Below are 23120 nucleotides of genomic sequence, written 5' to 3'. Positions count from 1 at the left end.
GGTAGAACATTGTTATTGCTTTTAGCGGTCATCACTCTTGATGAGTAATTCTTTATCAAAACGCGATTCCTTGAGCGCTTCCTTGACACGCTTCAAGTTATCTCTAAATTTTGCCCCACGGCGCAAAGTAAATCCTGTAGCCAGCACATCTATCACGGTCAGTTGAGCAAGTCGAGAGACCATGGGCATATAAATGTCAGTATCTTCCGGTACATCGAGAGTAATTGCCAGCGTTGCTTCACGCGCCAGTGGCGTGCCGGGAGAGGTGAGGGCGATAACCATGGCGTCATTTTCCCGCGCCAACTGCGCCAGTTCCACCAGACTTTTGGTTCTTCCGGTATGAGAAATAAGCACAATGACGTCATCGTCGCTACAATTCATGCAACTCATGCGTTGCAGAACAATATCGTCGGAATAGATTACCGGTACGTTAAACCGGAAAAATTTATTCATTGCGTCATGCGCCACAGCGGCAGAAGAACCGAGGCCAAAGAAGGCAATTTTTTTCGCCTGAGTTAATAAATCTACGGCCCGGTTTACCGCTGCGTTATCCAGAGACTGGCGGACGTGGTCGAGGCTTGCCATCGCTGACTCGAAGATTTTCCCCGTGTAAGATTCTACGCTGTCATCCTCATCCACATTGCGATTAACATAAGGGGTGCCATTTGCCAGACTTTGCGCCAGATGCAGTTTAAAATCAGGGAAGCCGCGGGTATCCATGCTGCGACAGAAACGGTTCACCGTCGGTTCGCTGACATTGGCTTCCACAGCAAGTGTGGCGATGCTTGAATGGATTGCCCGCTCGGGAGAGGCAAGAATAATGTCGGCGACTTTACGCTCTGACTTGCTCAACTGTTCCAGTTTTAACTGGATTTTTTCCAGCATATTCATGATGTAGGTAGACTCATGGGTCATGGGCAAAAACGATTTCAATGATACGGAGAAATCGGGGCATAATTTCGTGTATAGATATTACCCCTGCTAATGCAGCAACGGGGCAAAATGGACAGAATAGTTGTTGTTTTTTTTCATTACATGATCGGAGTCGGGTTTTCTTACGTCTTCAGGGGTACGAAAAAAGACGACTTTTTTGTCCAATTTGCGACGGCAAACGCCCATAAAGCGACTGTTCGCGGTAACAGCACGGCTGGATAAGCGTTTACGGTTTCCGGATTCACGTAAAAGCAGTACAGTGCACTGTAATAAAATTACAACCAGTGTCTGGCAAAAGCACCAGGCACTTAATTGAGGAGAATGACATGGCGGTAACGCAAACAGCCCAGGCATGTGATCTGGTCATTTTCGGCGCGAAGGGCGACCTGGCGCGGCGGAAATTGCTGCCTTCCCTGTATCAACTGGAAAAGGCCGGCCAGATTAACCCGGAAACCCGTATCATTGGGGTAGGGCGTGCCGACTGGGACAAAGCAGCCTATACCAAGGTTGTGCGTGAAGCGCTCGAAACCTTCATGAAAGAAAAAATCGACGAAGGTTTGTGGGAGACTCTCAGCGGTCGTCTGGAGTTTTGTAATCTGGACGTCAATGACACCGCCGCGTTTAGCCGTCTGGGCGAAATGCTGGATCAAAAATCACGTACCACCATTAACTATTTCGCGATGCCGCCGAGCACCTTTGGCGCGATCTGCAAAGGCTTGGGTGAAGCAAAGCTGAATGCTAAACCAGCCCGTGTTGTGATGGAAAAACCGCTGGGTACGTCGCTGGCAACATCCCGTGAAATCAACGATCAGGTCGGCGAGTATTTCGAAGAGTGTCAGGTTTATCGTATCGACCACTATCTTGGCAAAGAGACGGTCCTGAACCTGCTGGCACTGCGTTTTGCCAACTCCCTGTTTGTGAACAACTGGGATAACCGCACTATCGATCACGTAGAAATTACCGTGGCGGAAGAAGTGGGTATTGAAGGCCGCTGGGGCTATTTTGACCAGGCAGGTCAAATGCGCGACATGATTCAGAACCACCTGCTGCAGATCCTGTGCATGATTGCGATGTCTCCGCCGTCCGATCTGAGCGCCGACAGCATTCGTGATGAAAAAGTGAAGGTACTGAAATCGCTGCGTCGTATCGATCGTTCGAACGTACGTGAAAAAACGGTTCGCGGTCAGTACACCGCGGGTTTTGCCCAGGGCAAAAAAGTGCCGGGGTATCTGGAAGAAGAAGGCGCGAACAAGAGCAGCAACACGGAAACGTTTGTGGCGATCCGTGTGGATATCGATAACTGGCGCTGGGCAGGAGTTCCGTTCTACCTGCGTACCGGTAAACGTTTACCGACGAAGTGCTCTGAAGTGGTGGTTTACTTCAAAACGCCTGAGCTGAATCTGTTCAGAGAATCCTGGCAGGATCTGCCGCAGAACAAGTTGACCATCCGTTTGCAGCCTGATGAAGGTGTCGATATCCAGGTACTGAACAAAGTGCCGGGTCTGGATCACAAGCATAATCTACAAATTACCAAGCTTGATCTGAGCTATTCCGAAACCTTCAACCAGACGCACCTTGCCGACGCCTATGAGCGCCTGCTGCTCGAAACAATGCGCGGAATTCAGGCGCTGTTCGTGCGTCGTGATGAAGTTGAAGAAGCATGGAAGTGGGTCGACTCAATTACCGAAGCCTGGGCGATGGACAACGACGCGCCGAAGCCGTATCAGGCAGGGACCTGGGGCCCGGTTGCTTCTGTGGCGATGATTACCCGAGATGGTCGTTCCTGGAACGAATTCGAGTAAAATATCATCTAGCCCATAGGTGTTATTTTACCGGTAACATGATCTAACACAGATTGTAGAATAATTTTTGCACTTTTAAGCTCCGCGTGGATTCACCCGCGGGGCTTTTTTTATTACACTGCCTGAAACGATTTTGCCCCTGAGCTACGGCCAACAAGCGATTCAGCTATTTTTACCCAACTGAAACACATTGTTGATCCAACGCTCTGACAGATAAATTTTAGGAGCCTCTATGAATCCGAATTTGTTACGCGTAACACAACGTATCGTCGAACGTTCTCGTGACACACGTTCCGCCTACCTCGCCCGTATTGAACAAGCGAAATCAACTACCGTTCATCGCTCGCAACTGGCATGCGGTAACCTGGCGCATGGTTTTGCTGCGTGTCAGCCGGACGATAAGGCCTCGCTGAAAAGCATGCTGCGTAACAATATCGCGATCATTACCTCCTATAACGACATGCTTTCCGCGCATCAGCCGTATGAACACTATCCGGCCATCATTCGTAAAGCACTGCATGAAGCCAATGCAGTAGGCCAGGTTGCTGGCGGTGTACCTGCAATGTGCGACGGTGTGACCCAGGGACAAGATGGGATGGAGCTTTCGCTGCTCAGTCGTGAAGTGATTGCGATGTCTGCTGCAGTGGGCCTTTCCCACAACATGTTCGACGGCGCGTTGTTCCTCGGCGTGTGCGACAAAATTGTCCCGGGCCTGGTAATGGCTGCGCTGTCATTTGGTCATCTGCCGTCAATCTTTATTCCTTCCGGTCCGATGGCGAGCGGTCTGGCGAACAAAGAAAAAGTGCGTATCCGTCAGCTGTATGCTGAAGGTAAAGTCGATCGCATGGCGCTTCTTGAATCCGAGGCGGCGTCTTATCACGCTCCGGGTACCTGTACGTTCTACGGCACAGCGAACACTAACCAGATGGTAGTGGAGTTTATGGGTATGCAACTGCCTGGCTCCTCATTTGTACATCCTGATGCGCCGCTGCGTGAAGCGCTGACCGCGGCTGCAGCCCGTCAGGTAACACGCCTGACCGGCAACGGCAATGAATGGATGCCGATCGGTAAAATGATCGATGAAAAAGTGGTAGTGAACGGTATTGTGGCGCTGCTGGCGACCGGGGGCTCTACCAACCATACGATGCACCTGGTGGCTATGGCGCGTGCGGCCGGGATTCTGATTAACTGGGATGATTTCTCCGATCTGTCCGATATCGTGCCGCTGATGGCGCGTCTGTACCCGAATGGTCCAGCAGATATTAACCACTTCCAGGCCGCGGGTGGCGTACCGGTGTTAATGCGTGAACTGCTTAATGCGGGTCTGCTACATGAAGATGTGAACACCGTTGCCGGATTCGGTTTATCCCGCTACACCATGGAACCGTGGCTTAACGAGGGTGAACTGGACTGGCGCGAAGGGGCGGTGAAGTCTCTGGACAACAACGTGATCGCCACCTTTGACCAACCATTCTCCCACCACGGCGGCACCAAAGTGCTGAGCGGTAATCTCGGGCGTGCGGTGATGAAAACGTCGGCGGTACCGGTAGAAAACCAGATTATTGAAGCGCCGGCAGTTGTCTTTGAAAGTCAGCATGATGTCTTACCCGCGTTCGATGCGGGTCTGCTTGACCGGGATTGCGTGGTGGTTGTGCGCCATCAGGGACCAAAAGCGAACGGAATGCCAGAATTACATAAACTCATGCCGCCACTTGGTGTATTATTGGACCGTTGTTTCAAAATTGCGTTAGTTACCGATGGACGACTTTCAGGTGCTTCAGGTAAAGTGCCTTCAGCAATCCATGTAACCCCGGAAGCCTATGATGGCGGGCTGCTGGCAAAAGTACGCGATGGCGACATCATTCGTGTGAATGGACAGACAGGTGAATTGACGCTGCTGGTGGATGAAGAGGAACTTGCCTCCCGTCAGCCACACATTCCTGATCTCAGCGCATCGCGCGTGGGTACGGGACGTGAAATGTTCAGCGCGTTGCGTGAAAAGCTGTCCGGTGCGGAGCAGGGCGCAACCTGTATCACTTTTTAAGACTTATTTTGTAATCAGGCGAGAGAAAACTCTGATGAAAAACTGGAAGACAAGTGCAGAAGCAATCCTGACCACGGGCCCGGTTGTACCGGTTATCGTGGTTAATAAACTGGAACACGCGGTGCCAATGGCAAAAGCGCTGGTTGCAGGGGGCGTGCGCGTTCTGGAAGTGACCTTACGTACCGCATGTGCGATGGATGCCATTCGCGCGATCGCAAAAGAAGTTCCCGACGCTATCGTTGGTGCGGGTACCGTACTGAATCCACAGCAACTGGCTGAAGTCACTGAAGCGGGTGCGCAGTTTGCTATCAGCCCGGGCCTGACCGAGCCGCTGCTGAAAGCTGCAACTGAAGGCACTATTCCGCTGATCCCAGGCATCAGCACCGTTTCTGAACTGATGCTGGGTATGGACTACGGTTTGAAAGAGTTCAAATTCTTCCCGGCAGAAGCCAACGGCGGTACTAAAGCGCTGCAGGCAATTGCGGGTCCGTTCTCTCAGGTCCGTTTCTGCCCAACCGGTGGTATCTCTCCAGCGAACTACCGTGATTACCTGGCACTGAAAAGCGTGCTGTGCATCGGTGGTTCCTGGCTGGTTCCGGCAGATGCCCTGGAAGCTGGCGATTACGCACGCATTACCAAGCTGGCTCGTGAAGCAGTCGAAGGCGCGAAGCTGTAATTGCGTAAAATGCCCGGTAATCATTACCGGGCCTGCGAGTCTGAAACGGGCCATCTGGCCCGTTTTTTATCCTGCGACTTTCACCTGTGCCGCCGCGTCTTTCGCGCGTGTCACCGCGTCTTCAATACTCTGCGCTGTGGCCAGCACAACGCCCATACGACGGCTCCCGTCGATGTCTGGCTTGCCGAAGAATCTGACTTGCATACCTGTGCCCACAGCGGCCTGTACGTTATCAAACGTGACATTCTGGCTGGTAAGCTGCGGCAGAATAACGGCGGAAGCAGAAGGCCCATACTGACGGATTGCGCCAACCGGCAGACCGAGAAATGCGCGTACATGCAGGGCAAACTCAGACAGATCCTGCGAAATCAAGGTCACCATACCCGTGTCGTGAGGGCGAGGGGAAACTTCGCTGAAAATGACCTCATCACCGCAGACAAATAGCTCTACCCCAAACAGACCGTGGCCGCCCAGCGCCAGCACCACCTTACGGGCAATCTCCTGCGCTCGAGCCAGCGCCAGGTCACTCATCTGCTGCGGCTGCCAGGATTCGCGATAATCGCCATCTTCCTGACGATGTCCTACCGGTGCGCAGAAATGTACGCCATCAACGGCGCTGACGGTAAGCAGGGTGATTTCAAAATCAAAATTCACTACGCCTTCGACGATAACGCGTCCGGCACCTGCTCGGCCGCCTTGTTGAGCATAATTCCAGGCTTCAGTGAGTCGATCGGCGGAACGAATAAAGCTCTGTCCCTTACCGGAGGAACTCATTACCGGCTTCACGATGCAGGGATAGCCGATTTCGGCGACGGCCTCGCGAAAGCGGGCTTCGCTGTCAGCAAAGCGGTAAGAAGAGGTTGGTAGAGATAATTCTTCGGCGGCGAGACGACGGATTCCTTCGCGGTTCATGGTCAACTGCGTCGCCCGGGCGCACGGCACGATGTTTTGACCGTCCTGTTCCAGTTTTACCAGCACATCCGTGGCAATCGCCTCTATTTCCGGCACGATATAATGTGGTTTTTCACGCTCGACGAGCTGGCGTAAAGCATCGCCATCCAGCATGTTGATTACATATGAGCGATGGGCAACGTGCATGGCTGGCGCGTCGGGGTAACGATCCACGGCAATGACTTCCACACCCAGGCGTTGGCATTCAATCGCCACCTCTTTACCCAGTTCACCTGAACCTAATAACATCACTCGCGTTGCTGCGGGACGCAGCGCTGTGCCTAATAACGTCATAAATTAATCCCCTGTTTTATCTGGGCGCAGTATATACGAAAACGTTTGCGTCTGTCTTTATTACCAGGTTGATTTCAAGGCGCAAAAAGAATATACTGTACATAAATACAGGTAATTTAAGAGGCTGCAAAAATGGCGGTTGAAGTTAAATACGTAGTCATTCGGGAAGGTGAGGAAAAAATGTCGTTTACCAGCAAAAAGGAAGCCGATGCGTATGACAAAATGCTTGATACAGCAGATTTGCTCGACACATGGCTGGAGCAATCGCCGGTAGCGCTGGAAGACGAGCAGCGCGAAGCGCTTTCCCTGTGGCTGGCTGAGCAGAAAGATGTGCTGAGCGCCATTCTGAAAAACGGCAAGCTGCCCTCTCCGCAGGCGGTCGAAAGCGATGCGCACGCTGAGGATGATACTCAGGCTGCCTGAAACGACTTGCGCTCCTGACGTTTTGTACCATGCTTTTCCCTGAATCATTGTGCAATCCCTGACGTCTTTTCACGTTGCAACAGGCAACCTGAAGGACGAAGGGGAGATTAAGGAGAAAAGAATGTATAAAAAAAGAGCGTTGTTGAGCCTGCTGTTGTTATCTGCCAGCGTATCTGTATTTGCGGCAAATATGGAAAGCAAGAAAGTTCAGTTCCCCAAGTGCGAAGGACTGAATGCTGACGGTATCGCGGCGAGCGTGAAACGTGATTATCAGCAAAATCGCATCGCGCGCTGGGCTGACGATCAAAAACGCGTCGGGCAAGCCGATCCTGTCGCCTGGGTCAACACGCCCGATATTACGGGCAAAGATGGGAAATGGTCAGTTCCCCTCACGGTTCGCGGTAAAAGCGCGGATATTCACTACCAGGTAAAAGTCGACTGCAAAGCCGGAACGGCGGAGTATCAGTCGCAGTAACGAAGGTAGAAGGTATTTGCACTTCTTTTGATGACCTGAACACTTCCTGACATCCCCTCGGGTACGCTTTGATGATTATTCGTCTGTACTTGAGGGGCAACATGGCTAACTGGCTGAATCAACTTCAATCTCTTCTTGGGCAAAAAGGATCTTCCGCGTCATCTTCTGGTGAGCAAGGGCTGAGTAAACTTCTGGTTCCCGGCGCGTTAGGCGGTCTGGCAGGATTACTGGTTGCCAACAAATCTTCACGGAAATTACTGAGTAAATACGGCACCAGCGCGCTTCTGGTGGGCGGCGGTGCGGTTGCCGGTACCGTATTATGGAACAAATACAAGGATAAGGTTCGCGCGGCGCATCAGGGTGAACCGCAGTTCGGTGCACAAAGCTCACCGCTGGATGAGCGAACCGAACGACTGATCCTGGCGCTGGTTTTTGCGGCGAAAAGCGATGGTCATATTGATGCCAAAGAACGTACCGCCATTGAGCAGCAGCTCCGTGAAGCAGGCGTGGAAGAGCAGGGCCGCATTCTGATCGAACGTGCGATTGAACAACCGTTAGATCCTCAGCGCCTGGCACAAGGGATCCGCAACGAAGAAGAGGCGCTGGAAATTTACTTCCTGAGCTGTGCAGCGATTGATATCGACCACTTTATGGAGCGTAGCTATCTGAACGCGCTGGGCGATGCGTTGAAGATCCCGCAGGATGTTCGTGAAGGCATTGAACAGGATCTCAAGGAACAAAAACAGGCTTTACCGGGTTAATTACTTACCGTTAAGGTGCATGTTTCGCTTGCATCATTGCTGTCTTTTGCCACCCTTATAGGATGTTTAAGCAAAAGAACAATGACATGCTACCAAAAGCTTCTCGTATCCCCCACGCCATGACGAATCATGGCGATACCCGCGTTGATAATTTTTACTGGCTGCGAGATGACACCCGCTCGCAGCCAGAAGTGCTGGATTATCTGCAACAAGAAAATGCGTATGGCCGCCAGATTATGGCCTCGCAGCAGGCATTGCAGGATCGCGTCCTGAAAGAGATTATCGACCGTATCCCGCCTCAGGATGCTTCCGCCCCCTATGTGAAGAATGGTTATCGCTACCGGCATATTTATGAACCGGGGTGCGAATATGCCATTTATCAACGTCAGTCTGCCTTCAGTGAAGAGTGGGATGAATGGGACACCTTGCTGGATGGTAACCAGCGCGCGGCCCACAGTGAGTTTTATACGCTGGGGGGACTGGCGATATCTCCGGATAACACCATCATGGCGTTGGCCGAAGATTATCTCTCTCGTCGGCAATATGGCGTGCGTTTTCGCAATCTGCAAAGCGGTAACTGGTATCCGGAAGTGCTGGAAAACGTTGAAGCGGATCTGGTCTGGGCGAATGACTCGCAAACCTTCTATTACGTGCGCAAACACGCAACGACGCTGCTCCCGTATCAAGTGTGGCGGCATACCGTCGGCTCGCCGTCATCACTGGATGAGCTGGTGTATGAAGAAGCCGATGACATGTTTTATGTCAGTCTGCATAAAACGACCTCGTTACATTATGTGGTTATTCATATCGCCAGCGCGACCACCAGTGAGGTTTTGCTGCTTGACGCAGAACTGGCGGATGCCGAGCCGTTAGTCTTTTTAGCGCGACGCAAAGATCACGAGTACAGTCTCGATCACTATCAGCATACGTTTTATCTGCGTTCCAACCGGCAGGGGAAAAACTTCGGCCTGTACCGTACCCGTGTGCGTGATGAACAAGCCTGGGAGACGCTGATCCCGCCGCGCGACAGCGTCATGTTGGAGGGCTTTACGCTGTTCACAGACTGGCTGGTGGTGGAAGAGCGTCAGCGGGGCTTAACCAGCCTGCGACAGATTAATCGTAAAACGCGCGAAGTGGTCGGTATCGCTTTTGATGATCCGGCGTATGTGACATGGCTTGCCTATAATCCAGAGCCGGAGACATCGCGTCTGCGTTATGGCTATTCCTCCATGACCACACCGGACACGCTGTTTGAACTGGATATGGACACCGGAGAGCGTCGCGTACTCAAACAGACGGAGGTCCCAGGATTTGATGCGGCGAACTACCGTAGCGAACACGTCTGGATCACCGCGCGTGATGGCACCGAGGTTCCGGTTTCGCTGGTTTACCATCAAAAGTATTTCCTGAAAGGGAAAAACCCGTTACTAGTCTACGGCTATGGCTCGTATGGCGCCAGCATGGACGCCGATTTCAGCAGCAGCCGCTTGAGCTTACTGGATCGCGGCTTTGTTTATGCCATTGCTCATGTGCGTGGCGGCGGCGAGTTAGGACAGCAGTGGTACGAAGACGGTAAGTTTCTGCTCAAGAAAAATACCTTCAATGACTACCTCGACGTCTGCGACGCGCTGCTAAAAATGGGTTATGGCGCGCCTTCGCTGTGTTATGGCATGGGGGGGAGCGCCGGAGGAATGTTAATGGGTGTTGCCATTAATGAGCGCCCGGAACTCTTCCATGGCGTCATTGCGCAGGTGCCTTTTGTCGATGTGGTGACCACGATGCTGGATGAGTCCATTCCCCTGACGACCGGTGAGTTTGAAGAGTGGGGGAATCCGCAGGACGAAGAGTATTACACCTACATGAAAAACTACAGCCCGTATGACAATGTTACAGCGCAGGATTATCCTCATCTGCTGGTTACGACGGGATTACACGACTCCCAGGTGCAATACTGGGAACCGGCAAAATGGGTGGCAAAACTGCGCGAGCTGAAAACGGACGATCGTCTGCTGTTACTCTGCACGGATATGGATTCCGGGCATGGCGGAAAATCAGGGCGTTTTAAATCATACGAAGGCGTGGCCCTGGAATACGCGTTTTTGATCGGACTGGCGCAGGGGACTCTGCCTGGGCATGCGTCTGCTCAGGCGTTATCCAGATAGTGTTTCAGCGTTAAGCGCAGCTCCGGGCTCATACTGTCGAGGTTATTAAATAACCAGCGCAGATAGCCCGGATCGCGTTCAGCCACTTCTGATACAGGTTTTCCGCGGTACTTGCCGAAAGTGAAAGTAGTGAGTAACGCAGGACGGCCGGTAATATCGACCATCTGTTCTGCTGACCAGCCTGACGTCTGTATGATGTCGATCAGCAGTGCCGCGGTGATGTAGCAGTCGTACAGGGCACGGTGATGATGCAGGCCAGCTGGTGTCTGCACGCTCAGTTTGCGCGATTTATACAGCGCCATGTTGCTGTATTTGATTCCTGGCCACAAACGACGGGAGAGTTTCATGGTGCAAATCCACTCCCCGGGCATGTCGGGTAATACGCGGCGATCAAAACTTGCATTGTGCGCCACGTACCATTCGCTGCCGTAATATTGTGGGATGACATCTTCAATCCACGGCTTATCGGCCACCATCGCTTCCGTAATGCGATGAATTGCCATCGCCTGAGGGCTGATGGGGCGGTCAGGACGCACCAGGTGGCTCATGGGATTGACTATTTTTCCGTCAACCACATCGACAGAAGCAATCTCAACAATGCCTCCCTGCAGACCACAGGTTTCTGTATCTATTATGCGCAACATGCCATGCTCCTGACCCAAAACGATTAGCGTAAAGGAATGATATCACCTTGCCAACCCCGTGGCGTGCGTTGACCGGTTAAGAGTAAGGAACCGCTGTCTGCGCGAACAATCAATCGACCTTGCTCATCCCATAACGCGCTACTGCCACGCGCATTGGCCATTAATACCGCAATGGCAAATTTATGCGAGAAACTCTGTAGACGAGATGTGGAGGAGAGCAATTCGGGCTCACTGACAGACTGACTGCTGGTGAATAGCGAGTACGCCGGGTCGATATCGATACCTTCCGGCTGGCTATCCACAACGCTGATGGCATTTTGCTGTCTGGCGATACAGGCCCCGTGGCTCTGATGAAACATTAAGGGGGAGGTCATCCAGGGAGAGAAAAGCGCGATACCTTTTACGAACCGATTGTTATGTTCTACCGATAGCCCCGCAATAATCGTCATGCGATAAGTCACGGCTGCATGCGCGATAGGTTCTAACAACGCTTCATCGGGTGGGGCAGGGAGCGCGTCATTCTCATCAACACAACCCAACAGGGAAAGGGAGGGGAAAACCAGCAATTCACATTGGCATTGAGCGGCTGCCTGAATGAATTGCAGGTGATGCGCGACATGTTCGGTAACTGAGGTTTGAAGAGGTTCGTACTGTGCTGCTGCGATTTTCCAGTGTGACATAATGATTTCCTTTTCATAGTGTCTACAACCATCTTTAAAGTATAGATTAAGAATATACTTATACTGTAGCAGGCATCATGTAAGGAATCGTAACGTAATATAAGTTTTATTTAACTTTAGGCTCGTAGGGTAAACGTGAAAGGGAAACGGATGCCAGACGATGTGCGATCAGTCTTTCCCGAAACCAGTCGCGTAAATGTTCGGGCTGTTCACGCTCAACGACTTCGGCAACAACCGGCATGTTGTATCGCTCCTTAAATGCGACACCCGCCGCGGCCAGGTCAACATTGACCTTATCCATTTCAGCTTGCTCAAGTTTGGCCAGATTGATGTTCATGGGCTTCTCCTTTTCTCTGTCTTTCGGCGCGCAAAGTTACTAAGAGTGTGCATTAATGGCAAGACCGAAATGATGATTCTCGACTCGATCATTGTAGAAGGTTATTCTCTATAGATTAGACATAACAAAAAGGAATAGTTGAAATGGCTTCATCTGCATCTAAGCTTCGCAACGCTCTCATCGTACTCGCCAGCGTTCTGGCAACTCCCGCCGCCCTGGCTCATGCTCACCTGACAAAACAAAGCCCGGCGGCTAATGCCGAGGTTGCGGTATCTCCTCAGGCGTTGACGCTGAATTTCTCTGAAGGTGTTGAGCCGGGATTCAGCGGCGCAACGCTGACAGGCCCAAACAAAGAACAGATCAAAACGGGCAAGGCATCACGCAGTGAACAGGACAAAACACAACTGATTATTCCACTTGCTCAAACGCTTGAGGCCGGAAAATATACTGTCGACTGGCACGTCGTCTCCGTGGATGGCCATAAGACAAAGGGGCAATATACCTTTAGCGTGAAATAACCGATGCTGGAATTTACCTGGGTTGCACTACGGTTTATCCATTTTACCACGTTGATGCTGGTGTTTGGCTGTGCGCTCTACGGCGCATGGCTGGCTCCCGTTTCGGTTCGTCGTTTAATGATGCGTCGATTTTTGCGTCTACAACGACATGCCGCAGCGTGGAGCTTTATTAGCGCGACGCTGATGCTGGCGATCCAGGGTGGTTTAATGGGCTCAGGCTGGCGGGATGTTATTTCTAGTGACATATGGGGCGCCGTGTTGCAAACGCAGTTTGGCGGCGTGTGGTTATGGCAGATTATCCTCGCACTGGTCACGCTGGTGGTGGTAATTATAGTACCGCGCAGCATGCCGCGACGGCTGTTAATGCTGACGATTGCGCAGTTTATTTTGCTGGCTGGCGTCGGACACGCGACGCTGCATAGCGGTATCGCAGGGGCAATCCAGCAGGTTAACCACGCCTTGCATTTGGTATGCGCTGCCGCCTGGTTCGGTGGTTTGCTGCCCGTACTTTACTGTATGCAAATGGCGCAAGGCCGCTGGCGGGAACAGGCCATCAATACTATGATGCGTTTCTCCCGCTACGGGCATCTTTTCGTTATCGGAGTTTTACTTACCGGTATCATGAATGCGCTGTTTATTGTTGGTTTTTCTGTTCCCTGGCACATGGCTTACGGGCAACTGCTTTTGTTAAAAGGTGCTCTGGTGATGCTAATGGTGGCGATTGCGCTGGTGAATCGGTATGTTCTGGTACCACGCATGCGGCAGGATAACCGCAGTATGACACTCTATTTTGTTTGGATGACTAAGCTGGAATGGGGAATTGGGGCCGTTGTGCTGGCGATTGTCAGCCTGTTTGCAACCCTCGAACCTTTCTGATTGATGGATTGGCGAAACGCATGAAAAAAATCATTATCTCGTTATTACTACTGGCAAGTTCAGGGGCCGCGCTGGCTGCGCCACAGGTCATCACCGTCAGCCGTTTTGAGGTTGGCAAGGATAAGTGGGCGTTTAATCGGGAAGAGGTGATGCTGACCTGCCGTCCAGGTAACGCGCTGTATGTCATCAATCCCAGTACGCTGGTGCAATACCCATTGAATGATGTTGCCAGACAGCAGGTAGAGAGTGGGAAAACTACGGCGAAGCCAATCGAGATTATCCAGATTGACGACCCGGCGAAACCGGGCGAAAAAATGAGCCTCGCACCGTTTGTGGAGCGTGCAGAAAAGCTCTGCTAATTGTCAGATGTAGCGTTCTGATTTCCAATAAAAAACCGCAAGGCTCTCTCAGGAGAACTTGCGGTTTTTACGTTTGGATGTGTGACAATCGTCCTTTTTTTCAGGCCACTTTAGTCGCGGACTGGAAAACCTGGCGCTGTCATCTATTCTTAAATGGCAGGGTAACTTAGCCTGCATTAATGCCAACTTTTAGCGCACGGCTCTCTCCCAAGAGCCATTTCCCTGGACCGAATACAGGAATCGTATTCGGTCTCTTTTTATATTCTTGTTTTCGTTGGGTTTTTTCGGTGCTTTCACGAAATCCCACGAAAATTACTCGAAATTTCCATATCCTGTCTAAACCATAACATATTCTGCACCACGTGCGTCCAGGTATTTTTTGGTCATTGTTAAATTTTTATGCCCCAGCAGCCTCTGTGCGAAATCCTCTCCGCGCTCCCTTTCATAGAGTCTACTCGCCAAACTCCTGATTTCATGGAACGGAGGAGGGTTGGGGCCAAACTTTAACTCTGTAGAATCCCTGATATCGGAAAACGCTTGAGTGATTCCGTCCGGAGTTAACGGACCTGGCTTCCTACCGCCACGCCTTACCGAAGAATAAATCATGAAGTCTGACGGGTTGTTTTTACGACAACGGTCGATAACATCCTGCAGTACCAAATCAGCAGAGTCCAGTCGCAAATCAAGTGGCAACGCCAATTTGTGACCTGTCTTTTCCTGCGTGACAAACAACCTTCCATCCCTGATATCGCTGAATCTGAACAACGATACGTCCTCTCTTCTTTGTCCGGTGACAAGTGCAAGGTCACATGCATTTGCAGCCCATTCGGAATGGGTTGTTGCGGCATCTCTTATTATCTCAAACTGTTCAAGCAAAAGACGCTCACGCTTCACTTTTGGTGTCGGCGTTCTTGTCGGCTCTGCCGGGTTCCTTTCAATATGCCCTTCGACAATCGCTTCCCTGAAAATATCCAACAACACCGAACGCAGTCCGGAGGCCATGCTCTTCTTGTCACAGAGTATGTAACTCTCAAGAAAAGAAGATACGTCCTTCGTGCTGACAGCAGATAGCGGCATACGTCCGAATTCATCACTGATAGTGGCGATCTGGTTACGCCTGACCTTCATCGTGTTGGGCTTCAATTCTCTTCGCTCAAGAATTACTTCGTAACGCTCAAGCCACGCTTTCACCGTAAATGTGGGTGTTTCCTTTATGCGGTCCAGCAGCGCTGACGGAAGGTAATTCTGTTCGATGTAGTTATTGGCTTCGATGGCCTGAGAAATGGCGTCCTTTCTGTCGATCCGGCCAAGAGATAACTCTTGACCGGTAATCGGGTTTCGCCAGCTATAAAGCCTGTCTCTTTTACGATAGGTCAGGTTACGGGGCAGGTTAGCGTCGTAACGAACTGGCCTTTTCGCCATGAGTCAGTCTCTCCAGTAGAGTGCCGCCAGTTGGCAGCGCTAGGTGTTTTGCTTTGTGACGAAGGTTCTTTTTGCTCGGATCCACATAGATGGCGTCAGGCTGAACCTTATATTCTTTGCCGTGAAGCTCCGGGGCAGGGAAAATGCGCCCCTCCCGCGCCCAGCGGCGAAGTGTTGAAAGAGACGGAGGGGTTGAATAAGTTGAATTCGCCCATTCCAGCAGATTAAGAAGCTTGGCCATACTACCTCCGGCTTCCGGCAACTTATTATAGAGCTGCCGGAAAACTGTTAATGAAATATCGTTATCAACTCACCTGACCTGGCAGCGCGCGCAACCGGCGCATACCTGTCATTGCCGTGGCCACGTAGCTCGCCTTACGGTTAACTACCTCAACCCAGACTTTTACGCCTTCAACTCTCACCGTGTACGTCTCTTTCATCTTGCTGCGGCCATAGTCGCCGTAACGTTCTGCATGAGTGGCCAGTGCTATGTCGCATGCCTGACGCGCTAATGGGGATTGCTGATTGGCTCGGTTAATCAGTCGCATTACATCTCCTCAGTGGGAGGGCGAAGCCTCCCGCCTCCCTTAGGCCACGTATTCCGGTTTCATATCCGCCAGGGTGATGCTGAACTGATCGTGCAGCTCGTCGCCTAGATGACGTTTCACCGTTGCAAGAACTCGCTCAACTTCCCCAAACCGTTCAGCTGCATCCGGTTCGTCCGGAGACGGTAGGGAGTTGATCGCTGCCTCAACCTTGTTACGTGAATCAACCAGGTAATAACGTTTCACCGCCTTGTTCTTCAGCTCAGTGAACAGGGCTGAACCCAGCGTAACCTTCGCGCTTTCGATATCAGCGCGCAGCGCTTTGGCGCTATCAACATCCTGTGCGGCATCTATACGCTCGCGGAAATCATCAGCCAGTGAGTCGATATTTACCGACGACTCCTGCGCGCTCTGCGTGGTTGTGACGGTGTCACCTGCTATTTCAGCAGCGCTCATTCGTTGTATTGGTGCAGGGTTAATTTCGCGCTCTGTTCGTTGTTCCAGATCTTCTCTGTCATAAACACCCATTGTGACTTCAGGGCAGTAAGTCCTCGCCCAATACTTGACGGCCAAATAACCTATTTGCTGTTTAGGTGCGGTTTTCCACAAAGGGGAATTTCGCGTAGTAATATCAGCAAGGTAAATTGGCTCTCCCCAGGTCACCTCTGTCTCGCCTCGAAGGACTGCTCCGACACGAACAAACAAACCTGATTCATCACGCCCGTCATTTTTGCCAACAATTTTTTCCCACTCGCCGCCGTACTCGTATTTAAAGCGCCCGTGTACAACTTTGGAGCTGGTGATTAAAGCGTTGTAAAGCTGTGTTTCATAACCCAGAGCCCCGTTAACTAGGTGTGTTTTCTGTCCTACAACAAATGGGTCCATACCCCAACGAGCGGCCTGCATTATTATTGCCAGGCAATCAGAAGGTCTTCCCTGTAGATGTTTCGGTACTGTCGCTACGCCCTGAGACATCACCTCTGCTAGCTTCATCATGCGATCCATGACGTCGATATTCAGAAGCAGGGATGTGTTATTCATCGTGTTCGGTTCGTTATGTTCAACAACTGCAACGTTGGTCTTTTCCATCATCATTCCCCTTATGCCTGAGTGCGCAGCGCTTCAAGGCGGCGCAGGTCGAAGTCGTTCAGTTCGTCGGTGTAATCAGCGGTGATCGGCGCTGGCCATTCGCCAGTGTCAAAGCCGGTAGCGATAGCGCGCATCGCCTTGCGGTACTCGAGCATGCCCAGTTCCAGCAGTTCGGCGGAGGCCTCGATGATGGCAATCCAGTGGTAGTTCTCGTCTTTGTTGACGAAAATCCAGAAGAACTGGTCCAGTGCTGCGGTCTCGCAATACATTGCCGCGCTCAGGTGGTAGTCACGGTCGATGATTTCGCGGTGCAACTTGGCGCGCAGGCCTTCCTGCTTAATGTTCCACATGCTGATGGTTTTCAGGTCGGCGCCGATGCGCATCCCGTCAAGGTCGATTTCCAGATCCGGGCGCACACGGACTTCCAGACCGGTTTCGTCGTCGAAGCCAAAGTAGCTGACTTCTACTGCGCGGCTCGGGTGTGTCAGTAGCTTGCCCGCGGTCGGGTGCTGGAGCAGGGCTTTCTGAATGCTCAGTGCAGTGCTCAGTTGCTGGCGGGTGACCTGCACTTTCCCATGCGGATTCTCGCGCCACGCATCCAACAGCTCGTCGGCGAAGACGGCGTCCGGATTAACAGACTTCACGGCCTGAATCAGATCTGCTTTGGTACCGGACACTTTAAGCGGCGCCTGCTTTTGCACTTCCTGTGCAACAAGGTCAGGATTGATGATTGCCAACTGCTCGAGTAATGCATCGCGGCTACCACTGGTTTTCACCTGTGCAGGCAGAGTGGCGTTGTATTCCTTGATGCAGGCTTTCATCGCCGCAGCGGTCTGTTTCTGATCCGCTTCGATACGCTGGTACTCTTCGGGCAGCGACATATAGCTCTGGCCGGTTTCCTCGGCTGAACCACCCAGCGGCACCTGTGCAGGCAAAGTGGCGTTGTATTCCTCTAACAAAGCTTTGATGTCGTCTGCACTCAGTTGCGCTGGCAGGCTGGCGTTGTACTCATCAATAAACGCGCGGATCGTTGCCGTGGTGGTAAATGCGCCTTCCGGAATTATGGGTTCAACGCTAAATTCTTCATCGAGCTGCTCTGGCTGCAACGCCAGTGCATGCACCAGGTTACCCATATCCAGTACAGAAGAGCGTTCTTTGATAATGGTTTTATCTACGTGGCGCGCATTGAAGTACATCAGCGAAACACGTGCGTCTTTCACCTGGGTAGAGCTGATACCGTTGGCCGCGTGATAAACCTCGTTCGGCAGACCTTCATAGCGGCCTGGCTCGAAGTAAGCAGGGTAAACAACAGCTGGTTCGTCAGATTGCGCTTCTGGCTCGGTTTGCGCCAAAACTGGTTCAGTCTGGTTTACAGAATCGCTATTTTGGGCGACAGAATCCGTATTCTGGTTTACATCGGCCTGCTGGCTGGTATGTGACTCTTCACCAGTTTCCAGACTGCTTTCGCCTGACTGCACTTCATCACCAGCCTGTTTTTCATCACTGACAGTTTCTTGAACCTGCACATCGCTGGTGGTCTCCGTAGCCTTTTTCGTGCCATGAGTTGCTGAATTCTGAAGCAAAGCCGTAACGTCGAATATTCCGTTGCCGACATTTTTAACCAGTTCTTGTTCGACTTTCTGCGGTTGTGCTGTCGCTTCCTCTGCGCGGCGACGTGCTCCTTCTTCACGCACGCGTTGCAGGTTCTCTTCGTGAGTGCAGAAGGATTTGCGCGGAGGCTCCTTACTTTCAGGTTGGAGAATTCCCTGTGTTGCGGGTTCGGCTTCATGCAATGGCAATAACTCGACCGCGGAATTGAACGCGGCTGTCATGGTCTGGTTAACAAATTCCAGGTGAGCGACAGGAGTGAGATGAATATTTTCCGGCGCGATACGTACCAGATTAAAAATAGCCGTGCGGTTAACGCCAAGAACGCCAGGCTGATTGCGCAGAATGCTGCTCCATGATTTCCACGGTTCTTCTTTTTTGGTCACGATTTCTTTAGCGCGACGAAGAATGCTGCCCGGGATCTCGAAGTGGTTGAAGTCCATAGGCAGAAGGGCACAGGCAATCTCTAAATCGAGAGTGTCAAGGGTGTGGTGTGCATCAGGTCCACGGTCAGTGACGTAACCGCCGTCGGCATTGGTGCCGGAATCAGTACGCTGCACGCTACTGATGCGATTACCTGCAGCCCATTCGCGAACAAGGATACCGCGGTCAATATGATCTGTAGCGAACCACAATTTCAAAAACTGAATTAAGGTCGCGAGTTCAGGGATTTTTCCATCGACAGGGAATGCTTTTTTAACAGCATTGACTGCTTTATGAATATCGTGCTCGATGGCTTTTTTAAAGTCTTCAACGTTTTCAGCGGCCAGCAGCAGATTCTGGATGTACGATTCATCAGTATCCATTTCGAGGCCAACGATTTCTTTTTTCTGCGCGGCATCGACGTGATAGAGATACTCACCAACACCAATGAACTGAGCCAGAACTCGATGACGGAAAGGCATGGTGGCGATAACAGTGAGAGCAGGCGTCGAAGTATTACCTGTGCTCTTGCTGTCAACAGCACCTGCGTTTTCCCCGAGGATTTCGCCGGTTTTGGTATCCACGCCGTTAACGATATGCTGACGTGCTTCGGCGGCAGCATCAGAAGAGGGCAACGTAACGCCGGGGATTTGTTCCCATGTCATGTTGTCGTCGCTGAGGCGGTAGAAATCACAAAACGTTAAGCTGAGTTCGCCTTCTGGGGGCAACTCGTTAACGACAGGGAAATTAGTGGCAACAGCTTTAAAATAATCTTTCAGCTTTGCGCCGGTTTTAATCAACAAATAATCCAGCGTTGCATTTGCAGCCTCAAAATCATCGCTGCACCAGAGCACCGCATCTTTATTACCGGATTGTTTTTTTGCTCTGCGGACTAAAAATACAGGATTAGTTCCACTCATCACTTTATCCTCGATTCGTGTAGAATGGAGGTGCCTTAAAGCACCCCGATATATCAGGTTGTTATGTCCGGTACGCTTTGGTCGGTTGGACCGGACAGGGCACGCCCGCTTCGGTGGGCGTTTTCTTAATGAACGGTGATGAAAACTCTTTCTGAGTAATCGAGTTTGTAGCTGCGGTAGTTACCAAACCCGGCCTTATCGCCATCGTTTACCTGAACCGCAAGTAGTGAAATAGCTGTTACTGCACAGTGAGGGCAATCGAACTGACCGAGCACATAGCCGCCATCGAGAACGACGGTTGTTTCACCGTTTTGGGCTGAGTGAATAACGCCAGACACTTTCTTTTCGCAGTTGAATAATGCGATTTCTTTATTTACTGCTTTCAGATTTAATTCGATTTTTACGATTTGCATAATTATTCCTGTTGGTTTATTTAGGGTGTAAGAATCTACGCCAAACTAATGGCGAATTTTTGATTTCATATTTAGGAACTGCTATTTAGCCTTCGTGCGCCATCTGGTCGTGCGAAGCGCAACGTCTGGAGCAATACTCTTTCTCTTTGTGCGCCAGCTGTGAGCCGTTGCGATAGAGAAGGGTGCTTTTGATTACTTCTTCCGGTTTAACCGGCTTCCTGCAATAACCGCATTTCTTCTCAAGCATCCGGATCCCCCTTCTGTGCCAGCAGGTAGCACAGCTTACGTAAAAACACCTCAATACAATTCAGCATTACGGCCTGCTGCCGGACTGGTTTGCGTGCGAAATCAATCATCGTATGACTCCAGTTCTCCAGAGAGAACGCCGCGTATTTTTTGAATCTCGCTACGTGAAATATCGCGTTGTTGATGCATGAAACGTTTAACAAGAGATAGAGCTTCGAGAACTGTATCTTTGTCTTGGTAGTTCATGTTCTCAATAGCGGACATTACTGCTGAACGAACCAGTTCAAGATTTTCTAATCCAGATAAAAGCTCTGCTTCTATGCTTGCGAATCCTGCGTATTTTGTGGCTAGTCTCAGTGGGTCTTTCATCTCACCCTCGATACGTTGTTTCTGGAACTCAGTGAACTTCGCTGGTGGCGCCGCGGCGCTGATCTTCACGGTTGAGCGTTTTAACTCTGCAATTCACCACCGCGAAACCCACTCTTATGTGCCTGTCTTTTATCCACTTCAGTCTCAGTGGCATGCTGGTAGTTCTCACACAGCCAGCAAGGAAACCTATGAGCAACTCAATCGAATTAACCCGCATTACTGAGGTTATTAAGCATCACGAGGAGCAACTTACAGCTCATCGATTTGTGATTAAGGCTCTTTTGTTTATTCAAACCCCGGCACAACTTAAGCTAATGAAGGAACTAATTAATAATTCCCTTGATTTTAAAGAGCATGACCACAAACTGATTAACGACAGTGTCATGCTTGAGCATCTCGAGGGAGTTCGTCGCGAGATGCCTCACTTATTTCCTGGGATATTTGACAAGGAAGAATAAACATTCCTGGCCGCATCGCTTAACTCCCTTCTATCGGAGAACGAAGCTGGATTTTTTGCCTGTTCCAGCAACTCCCGGCGGCTCGAGTTTGCAGCCGCCATTAAACATTCCGCAATGTCACTAAATTCATCTCCCTTTAATCCAGCCGCTCTCAGTTCGGCCTGAATGAACTCCACCGCTTTCACAGACACTTCCAACACAGCTTTTGATTTATCCATCTCACATCTCCTGTGTTTGCCCTTGTCGCCAGGCTGGCGGAACGTTTCAAACCTACTGCGCGTTAATCTCATCACCTCATTCCGGTCTTCGTATGCCCCGGACGGCTACTTCGTGGGCGTCCTGCCTCGGTGGTTGTGTTGATGGAGTAATTAAACACAATGTTTAGTTGCGTGTCAACATAGTGAGTGTTTTTGTATAAACAAAAAGTTTAATTGGTTGCGCGAGTTGGCACGCGTAGCATGTTTTGTGGTCTATTTTGTGGTTATAAAAACCTCGATGAGGGTGCGATATGGAAAAGTTTTACGTGGGTTACAACGATGTATGTCAGGCGGTAGGTAGAGCGACGCTGAATCTGATATCACATGGAGACGCGCCAACTACTGAGGCGATCATTTCAATGCTGGAGTCACTGGGGGATATTGAGCAGAACGCTTTTTGGCGACAGGTATTCAGGTTTGCAGCTGAGGAAATGCGAAAGGGGTAGGTAAAAGAAACCCGGCACGGTGGCCGGGTAAGAAAAACTCGTTAATGGGGTTTAGGAAGTGTAGGCTTTTGAAGAGCTAAAATAATTTTTTCTGCCTGAGGTGCTGGAAGTGCTCTCTGTTGGACTTTATTTGCGAGATAAGATTTCAAATGAATGTTCACATAGACAGTGTAAAGCCAGTCTCTAAATATGCCCAATGCTGAGTTTGGGTAGATGTACGCCTCTTTCTGTGTACCTTTGCTTTGCGGGAAATCATCTGGGTAATTGTGTGGGTGCAGAGTCCTTTCCCCGTGAGTTTCAGCTAAGTTGTTTTCCTTCCAATACTTCGCCCATCTCTGGCCAACGCTTATGTCAGGAATGGAGTGGGGATCTAGTTTGAACTCGCTATTTATGAGCCGCACAGTGAGGTCAGCCATTTCTCTGAATATCGAGAAATATCCAATAGGAATGCTGTCATTTGCGATTATGCGTTGTTGAAACACATTCCAGGATTCACTTATTACCTCAGTGTTTTGTTGCTGATAACCAGAACGCTCATAAATCATTCTCTTAAGCGTATATTCAGCAAGTCTAACGAAATTATCGACTGCGGTGCTGTTGTCAAAGTTATTAGCATCAAAGGCATAATATCTTAAAATCGCCATGCAAACATAATCTGGATATGCATGGGTTTCAACCCCAACAGAGTTCACTACTCTGGTGTACAGTCGATCTAGATCGCTAAATCCACGAGATGCAAGGTAACTAGATACTTTTTGCCCACGAGGTTTATGTTTTTCGGTTTCCCAGTTAGATGTGAAAACCCTTAGAGGTGTATCGTCAATTCCGCATAACTTAGCTAACCCATACAAAGTCAGATAAGGGGTGCCATCGTTAAGCACACCCATTGGCATATCATCTGAAACAACCTCTACCACCGGAAATAACTGTATTTGCTGTAGGGATCCGTTATTGCTAAAGTCAGTCATAACTTGTTGTTATCCTTATTG

Annotated in this window: 25 protein-coding genes and 2 pseudogenes; 11 read left to right on the top strand and 16 right to left on the bottom strand. The window is 50.7% G+C overall.

The window, feature by feature from the left end:
• Positions 1 to 21 precede the first annotated feature (21 nt).
• Positions 22 to 891: a MurR/RpiR family transcriptional regulator gene (locus tag HV352_RS13785; protein ID WP_019076523.1), complete on the bottom strand. Its 870-nt coding sequence runs from the start codon at positions 889 to 891 to the stop codon at positions 22 to 24.
• 368 nt (positions 892 to 1259) lie between these two features.
• Here HV352_RS13785 and zwf point away from each other — a divergent pair, with 368 nt between their 5' ends.
• The 3 genes from zwf to kdgA all read left to right on the top strand — a co-directional run bounded on the left by zwf (position 1260) and on the right by kdgA (position 5455).
• On the top strand, positions 1260 to 2735 hold the full coding sequence (zwf, locus tag HV352_RS13780) for a glucose-6-phosphate dehydrogenase (RefSeq protein ID WP_003034896.1): 1476 nt from the start codon (positions 1260 to 1262) through the stop codon (positions 2733 to 2735).
• Between the two features lie 232 nt (positions 2736 to 2967).
• On the top strand, positions 2968 to 4779 hold the full coding sequence (gene edd, locus HV352_RS13775; RefSeq protein WP_016152767.1) for a phosphogluconate dehydratase: 1812 nt from the start codon (positions 2968 to 2970) through the stop codon (positions 4777 to 4779).
• Positions 4780 to 4813: 34 nt separating this feature from the next.
• A complete protein-coding gene (gene kdgA / locus HV352_RS13770; RefSeq protein WP_016152768.1) occupies positions 4814 to 5455 on the top strand; it encodes a bifunctional 4-hydroxy-2-oxoglutarate aldolase/2-dehydro-3-deoxy-phosphogluconate aldolase in 642 nt (213 codons plus the stop codon).
• 66 nt (positions 5456 to 5521) lie between these two features.
• Here kdgA and purT read toward each other — a convergent pair whose 3' ends face one another.
• Positions 5522 to 6700, bottom strand: a complete 1179-nt coding sequence (gene purT, locus HV352_RS13765; RefSeq protein ID WP_181634820.1) for a formate-dependent phosphoribosylglycinamide formyltransferase — start codon at positions 6698 to 6700, stop codon at positions 5522 to 5524.
• Between the two features lie 132 nt (positions 6701 to 6832).
• On the opposite strand from purT, the gene yebG reads away from it, so the two are divergent.
• The 4 genes from yebG to ptrB all read left to right on the top strand — a co-directional run bounded on the left by yebG (position 6833) and on the right by ptrB (position 10521).
• Positions 6833 to 7123, top strand: a complete 291-nt coding sequence (yebG, locus tag HV352_RS13760) for a DNA damage-inducible protein YebG (RefSeq protein WP_137379902.1) — start codon at positions 6833 to 6835, stop codon at positions 7121 to 7123.
• Between the two features lie 121 nt (positions 7124 to 7244).
• Positions 7245 to 7598, top strand: coding sequence for a protein YebF (gene yebF, locus HV352_RS13755; protein ID WP_016152770.1), 354 nt, complete (start codon positions 7245 to 7247; stop codon positions 7596 to 7598).
• A 101-nt stretch (positions 7599 to 7699) separates the two neighbouring features.
• Positions 7700 to 8359, top strand: coding sequence for a tellurite resistance TerB family protein (locus HV352_RS13750; protein WP_104652107.1), 660 nt, complete (start codon positions 7700 to 7702; stop codon positions 8357 to 8359).
• 86 nt (positions 8360 to 8445) lie between these two features.
• Positions 8446 to 10521, top strand: a complete 2076-nt coding sequence (ptrB, locus tag HV352_RS13745) for an oligopeptidase B (RefSeq protein WP_181634819.1) — start codon at positions 8446 to 8448, stop codon at positions 10519 to 10521.
• Here ptrB and exoX read toward each other — a convergent pair.
• The 3 genes from exoX to HV352_RS13730 form a co-directional block, all read right to left on the bottom strand.
• Positions 10503 to 11165 carry an exodeoxyribonuclease X gene (gene exoX, locus HV352_RS13740; protein ID WP_016152773.1) on the bottom strand — a complete coding sequence of 221 codons (663 nt, stop codon included), beginning with the start codon at positions 11163 to 11165 and terminating at the stop codon, positions 10503 to 10505. The genes ptrB and exoX overlap by 19 nt on opposite strands.
• 23 nt (positions 11166 to 11188) lie before the next feature.
• Positions 11189 to 11845, bottom strand: coding sequence for a carbon-nitrogen hydrolase family protein (locus tag HV352_RS13735; protein ID WP_049271204.1), 657 nt, complete (start codon positions 11843 to 11845; stop codon positions 11189 to 11191).
• Positions 11846 to 11951: 106 nt separating this feature from the next.
• On the bottom strand, positions 11952 to 12182 hold the full coding sequence (locus HV352_RS13730) for a DNA polymerase III subunit theta (RefSeq protein ID WP_003034925.1): 231 nt from the start codon (positions 12180 to 12182) through the stop codon (positions 11952 to 11954).
• Between the two features lie 143 nt (positions 12183 to 12325).
• Here HV352_RS13730 and yobA point away from each other — a divergent pair, with 143 nt between their 5' ends.
• The 3 genes from yobA to HV352_RS13715 are packed head-to-tail and all read left to right on the top strand — an operon-like array spanning position 12326 to position 13935.
• Entirely contained in the window at positions 12326 to 12700 is a 375-nt protein-coding gene (gene yobA / locus HV352_RS13725) for a CopC domain-containing protein YobA (RefSeq protein WP_131381113.1), read from the top strand.
• A 3-nt stretch (positions 12701 to 12703) separates the two neighbouring features.
• A complete protein-coding gene (gene copD / locus HV352_RS13720) occupies positions 12704 to 13576 on the top strand; it encodes a copper homeostasis membrane protein CopD (RefSeq protein WP_049271209.1) in 873 nt (290 codons plus the stop codon).
• 20 nt (positions 13577 to 13596) lie between these two features.
• On the top strand, positions 13597 to 13935 hold the full coding sequence (locus HV352_RS13715; RefSeq protein WP_003833793.1) for a YebY family protein: 339 nt from the start codon (positions 13597 to 13599) through the stop codon (positions 13933 to 13935).
• Positions 13936 to 14271: 336 nt separating this feature from the next.
• On the opposite strand, the gene HV352_RS13710 is transcribed toward HV352_RS13715, so the two are convergent.
• The 9 genes and pseudogenes from HV352_RS13710 to HV352_RS13675 form a co-directional block, all read right to left on the bottom strand.
• Positions 14272 to 15357 (bottom strand): tyrosine-type recombinase/integrase, encoded by a 1086-nt coding sequence (locus HV352_RS13710; protein ID WP_047415377.1) that lies wholly within the window; start codon positions 15355 to 15357, stop codon positions 14272 to 14274.
• A complete protein-coding gene (locus HV352_RS13705; RefSeq protein WP_072034353.1) occupies positions 15326 to 15598 on the bottom strand; it encodes an excisionase in 273 nt (90 codons plus the stop codon). Before HV352_RS13705 ends, HV352_RS13710 begins: the two co-directional genes overlap by 32 nt.
• A gap of 64 nt (positions 15599 to 15662) precedes the next feature.
• Positions 15663 to 15905 (bottom strand): DUF4060 family protein, encoded by a 243-nt coding sequence (locus tag HV352_RS13700; protein WP_047415379.1) that lies wholly within the window; start codon positions 15903 to 15905, stop codon positions 15663 to 15665.
• Between the two features lie 39 nt (positions 15906 to 15944).
• On the bottom strand, positions 15945 to 16991 hold the full coding sequence (locus HV352_RS13695) for a RecT family recombinase (RefSeq protein ID WP_181635476.1): 1047 nt from the start codon (positions 16989 to 16991) through the stop codon (positions 15945 to 15947).
• 11 nt (positions 16992 to 17002) lie between these two features.
• Positions 17003 to 19942, bottom strand: coding sequence for a RecE family exodeoxyribonuclease (locus HV352_RS13690; RefSeq protein ID WP_047415381.1), 2940 nt, complete (start codon positions 19940 to 19942; stop codon positions 17003 to 17005).
• A gap of 125 nt (positions 19943 to 20067) precedes the next feature.
• Positions 20068 to 20419 (bottom strand): annotated as a pseudogene (locus HV352_RS13685) (DNA breaking-rejoining protein).
• 21 nt (positions 20420 to 20440) lie between these two features.
• A complete protein-coding gene (locus HV352_RS13680) occupies positions 20441 to 20602 on the bottom strand; it encodes a YdaE family protein (protein ID WP_047415386.1) in 162 nt (53 codons plus the stop codon).
• Positions 20595 to 20711, bottom strand: a pseudogene (locus tag HV352_RS23700) (hypothetical protein); the annotation flags it as partial. The gene HV352_RS13680 and the pseudogene HV352_RS23700, both read right to left, overlap by 8 nt.
• Complete coding sequence (locus HV352_RS13675) at positions 20704 to 20970, bottom strand: hypothetical protein (protein WP_080762984.1); 267 nt, start codon at positions 20968 to 20970, stop codon at positions 20704 to 20706. The gene HV352_RS13675 and the pseudogene HV352_RS23700, both read right to left, overlap by 8 nt.
• Before the next feature lie 188 nt (positions 20971 to 21158).
• Between HV352_RS13675 and HV352_RS13670 the strand changes: the two genes are divergently transcribed.
• Positions 21159 to 21428: a hypothetical protein gene (locus tag HV352_RS13670; RefSeq protein ID WP_047415391.1), complete on the top strand. Its 270-nt coding sequence runs from the start codon at positions 21159 to 21161 to the stop codon at positions 21426 to 21428.
• Here HV352_RS13670 and HV352_RS13665 read toward each other — a convergent pair.
• Both HV352_RS13665 and HV352_RS13660 read right to left on the bottom strand, forming a co-directional pair.
• Positions 21392 to 21646: a hypothetical protein gene (locus tag HV352_RS13665; RefSeq protein ID WP_131382545.1), complete on the bottom strand. Its 255-nt coding sequence runs from the start codon at positions 21644 to 21646 to the stop codon at positions 21392 to 21394. The genes HV352_RS13670 and HV352_RS13665 overlap by 37 nt on opposite strands.
• 526 nt (positions 21647 to 22172) lie before the next feature.
• Entirely contained in the window at positions 22173 to 23099 is a 927-nt protein-coding gene (locus HV352_RS13660) for a hypothetical protein (RefSeq protein ID WP_047415395.1), read from the bottom strand.
• Between the last annotated feature and the right edge of the window lie 21 nt (positions 23100 to 23120).

The sequence above is a fragment of the Citrobacter sp. RHBSTW-01044 genome, from assembly GCF_013781945.1.
In the GTDB taxonomy this organism is placed as follows: domain Bacteria; phylum Pseudomonadota; class Gammaproteobacteria; order Enterobacterales; family Enterobacteriaceae; genus Citrobacter; species Citrobacter braakii.
Note: the sequence above shows the minus strand (reverse complement) of the source record. Positions and strands in the feature narration are given on the sequence as shown.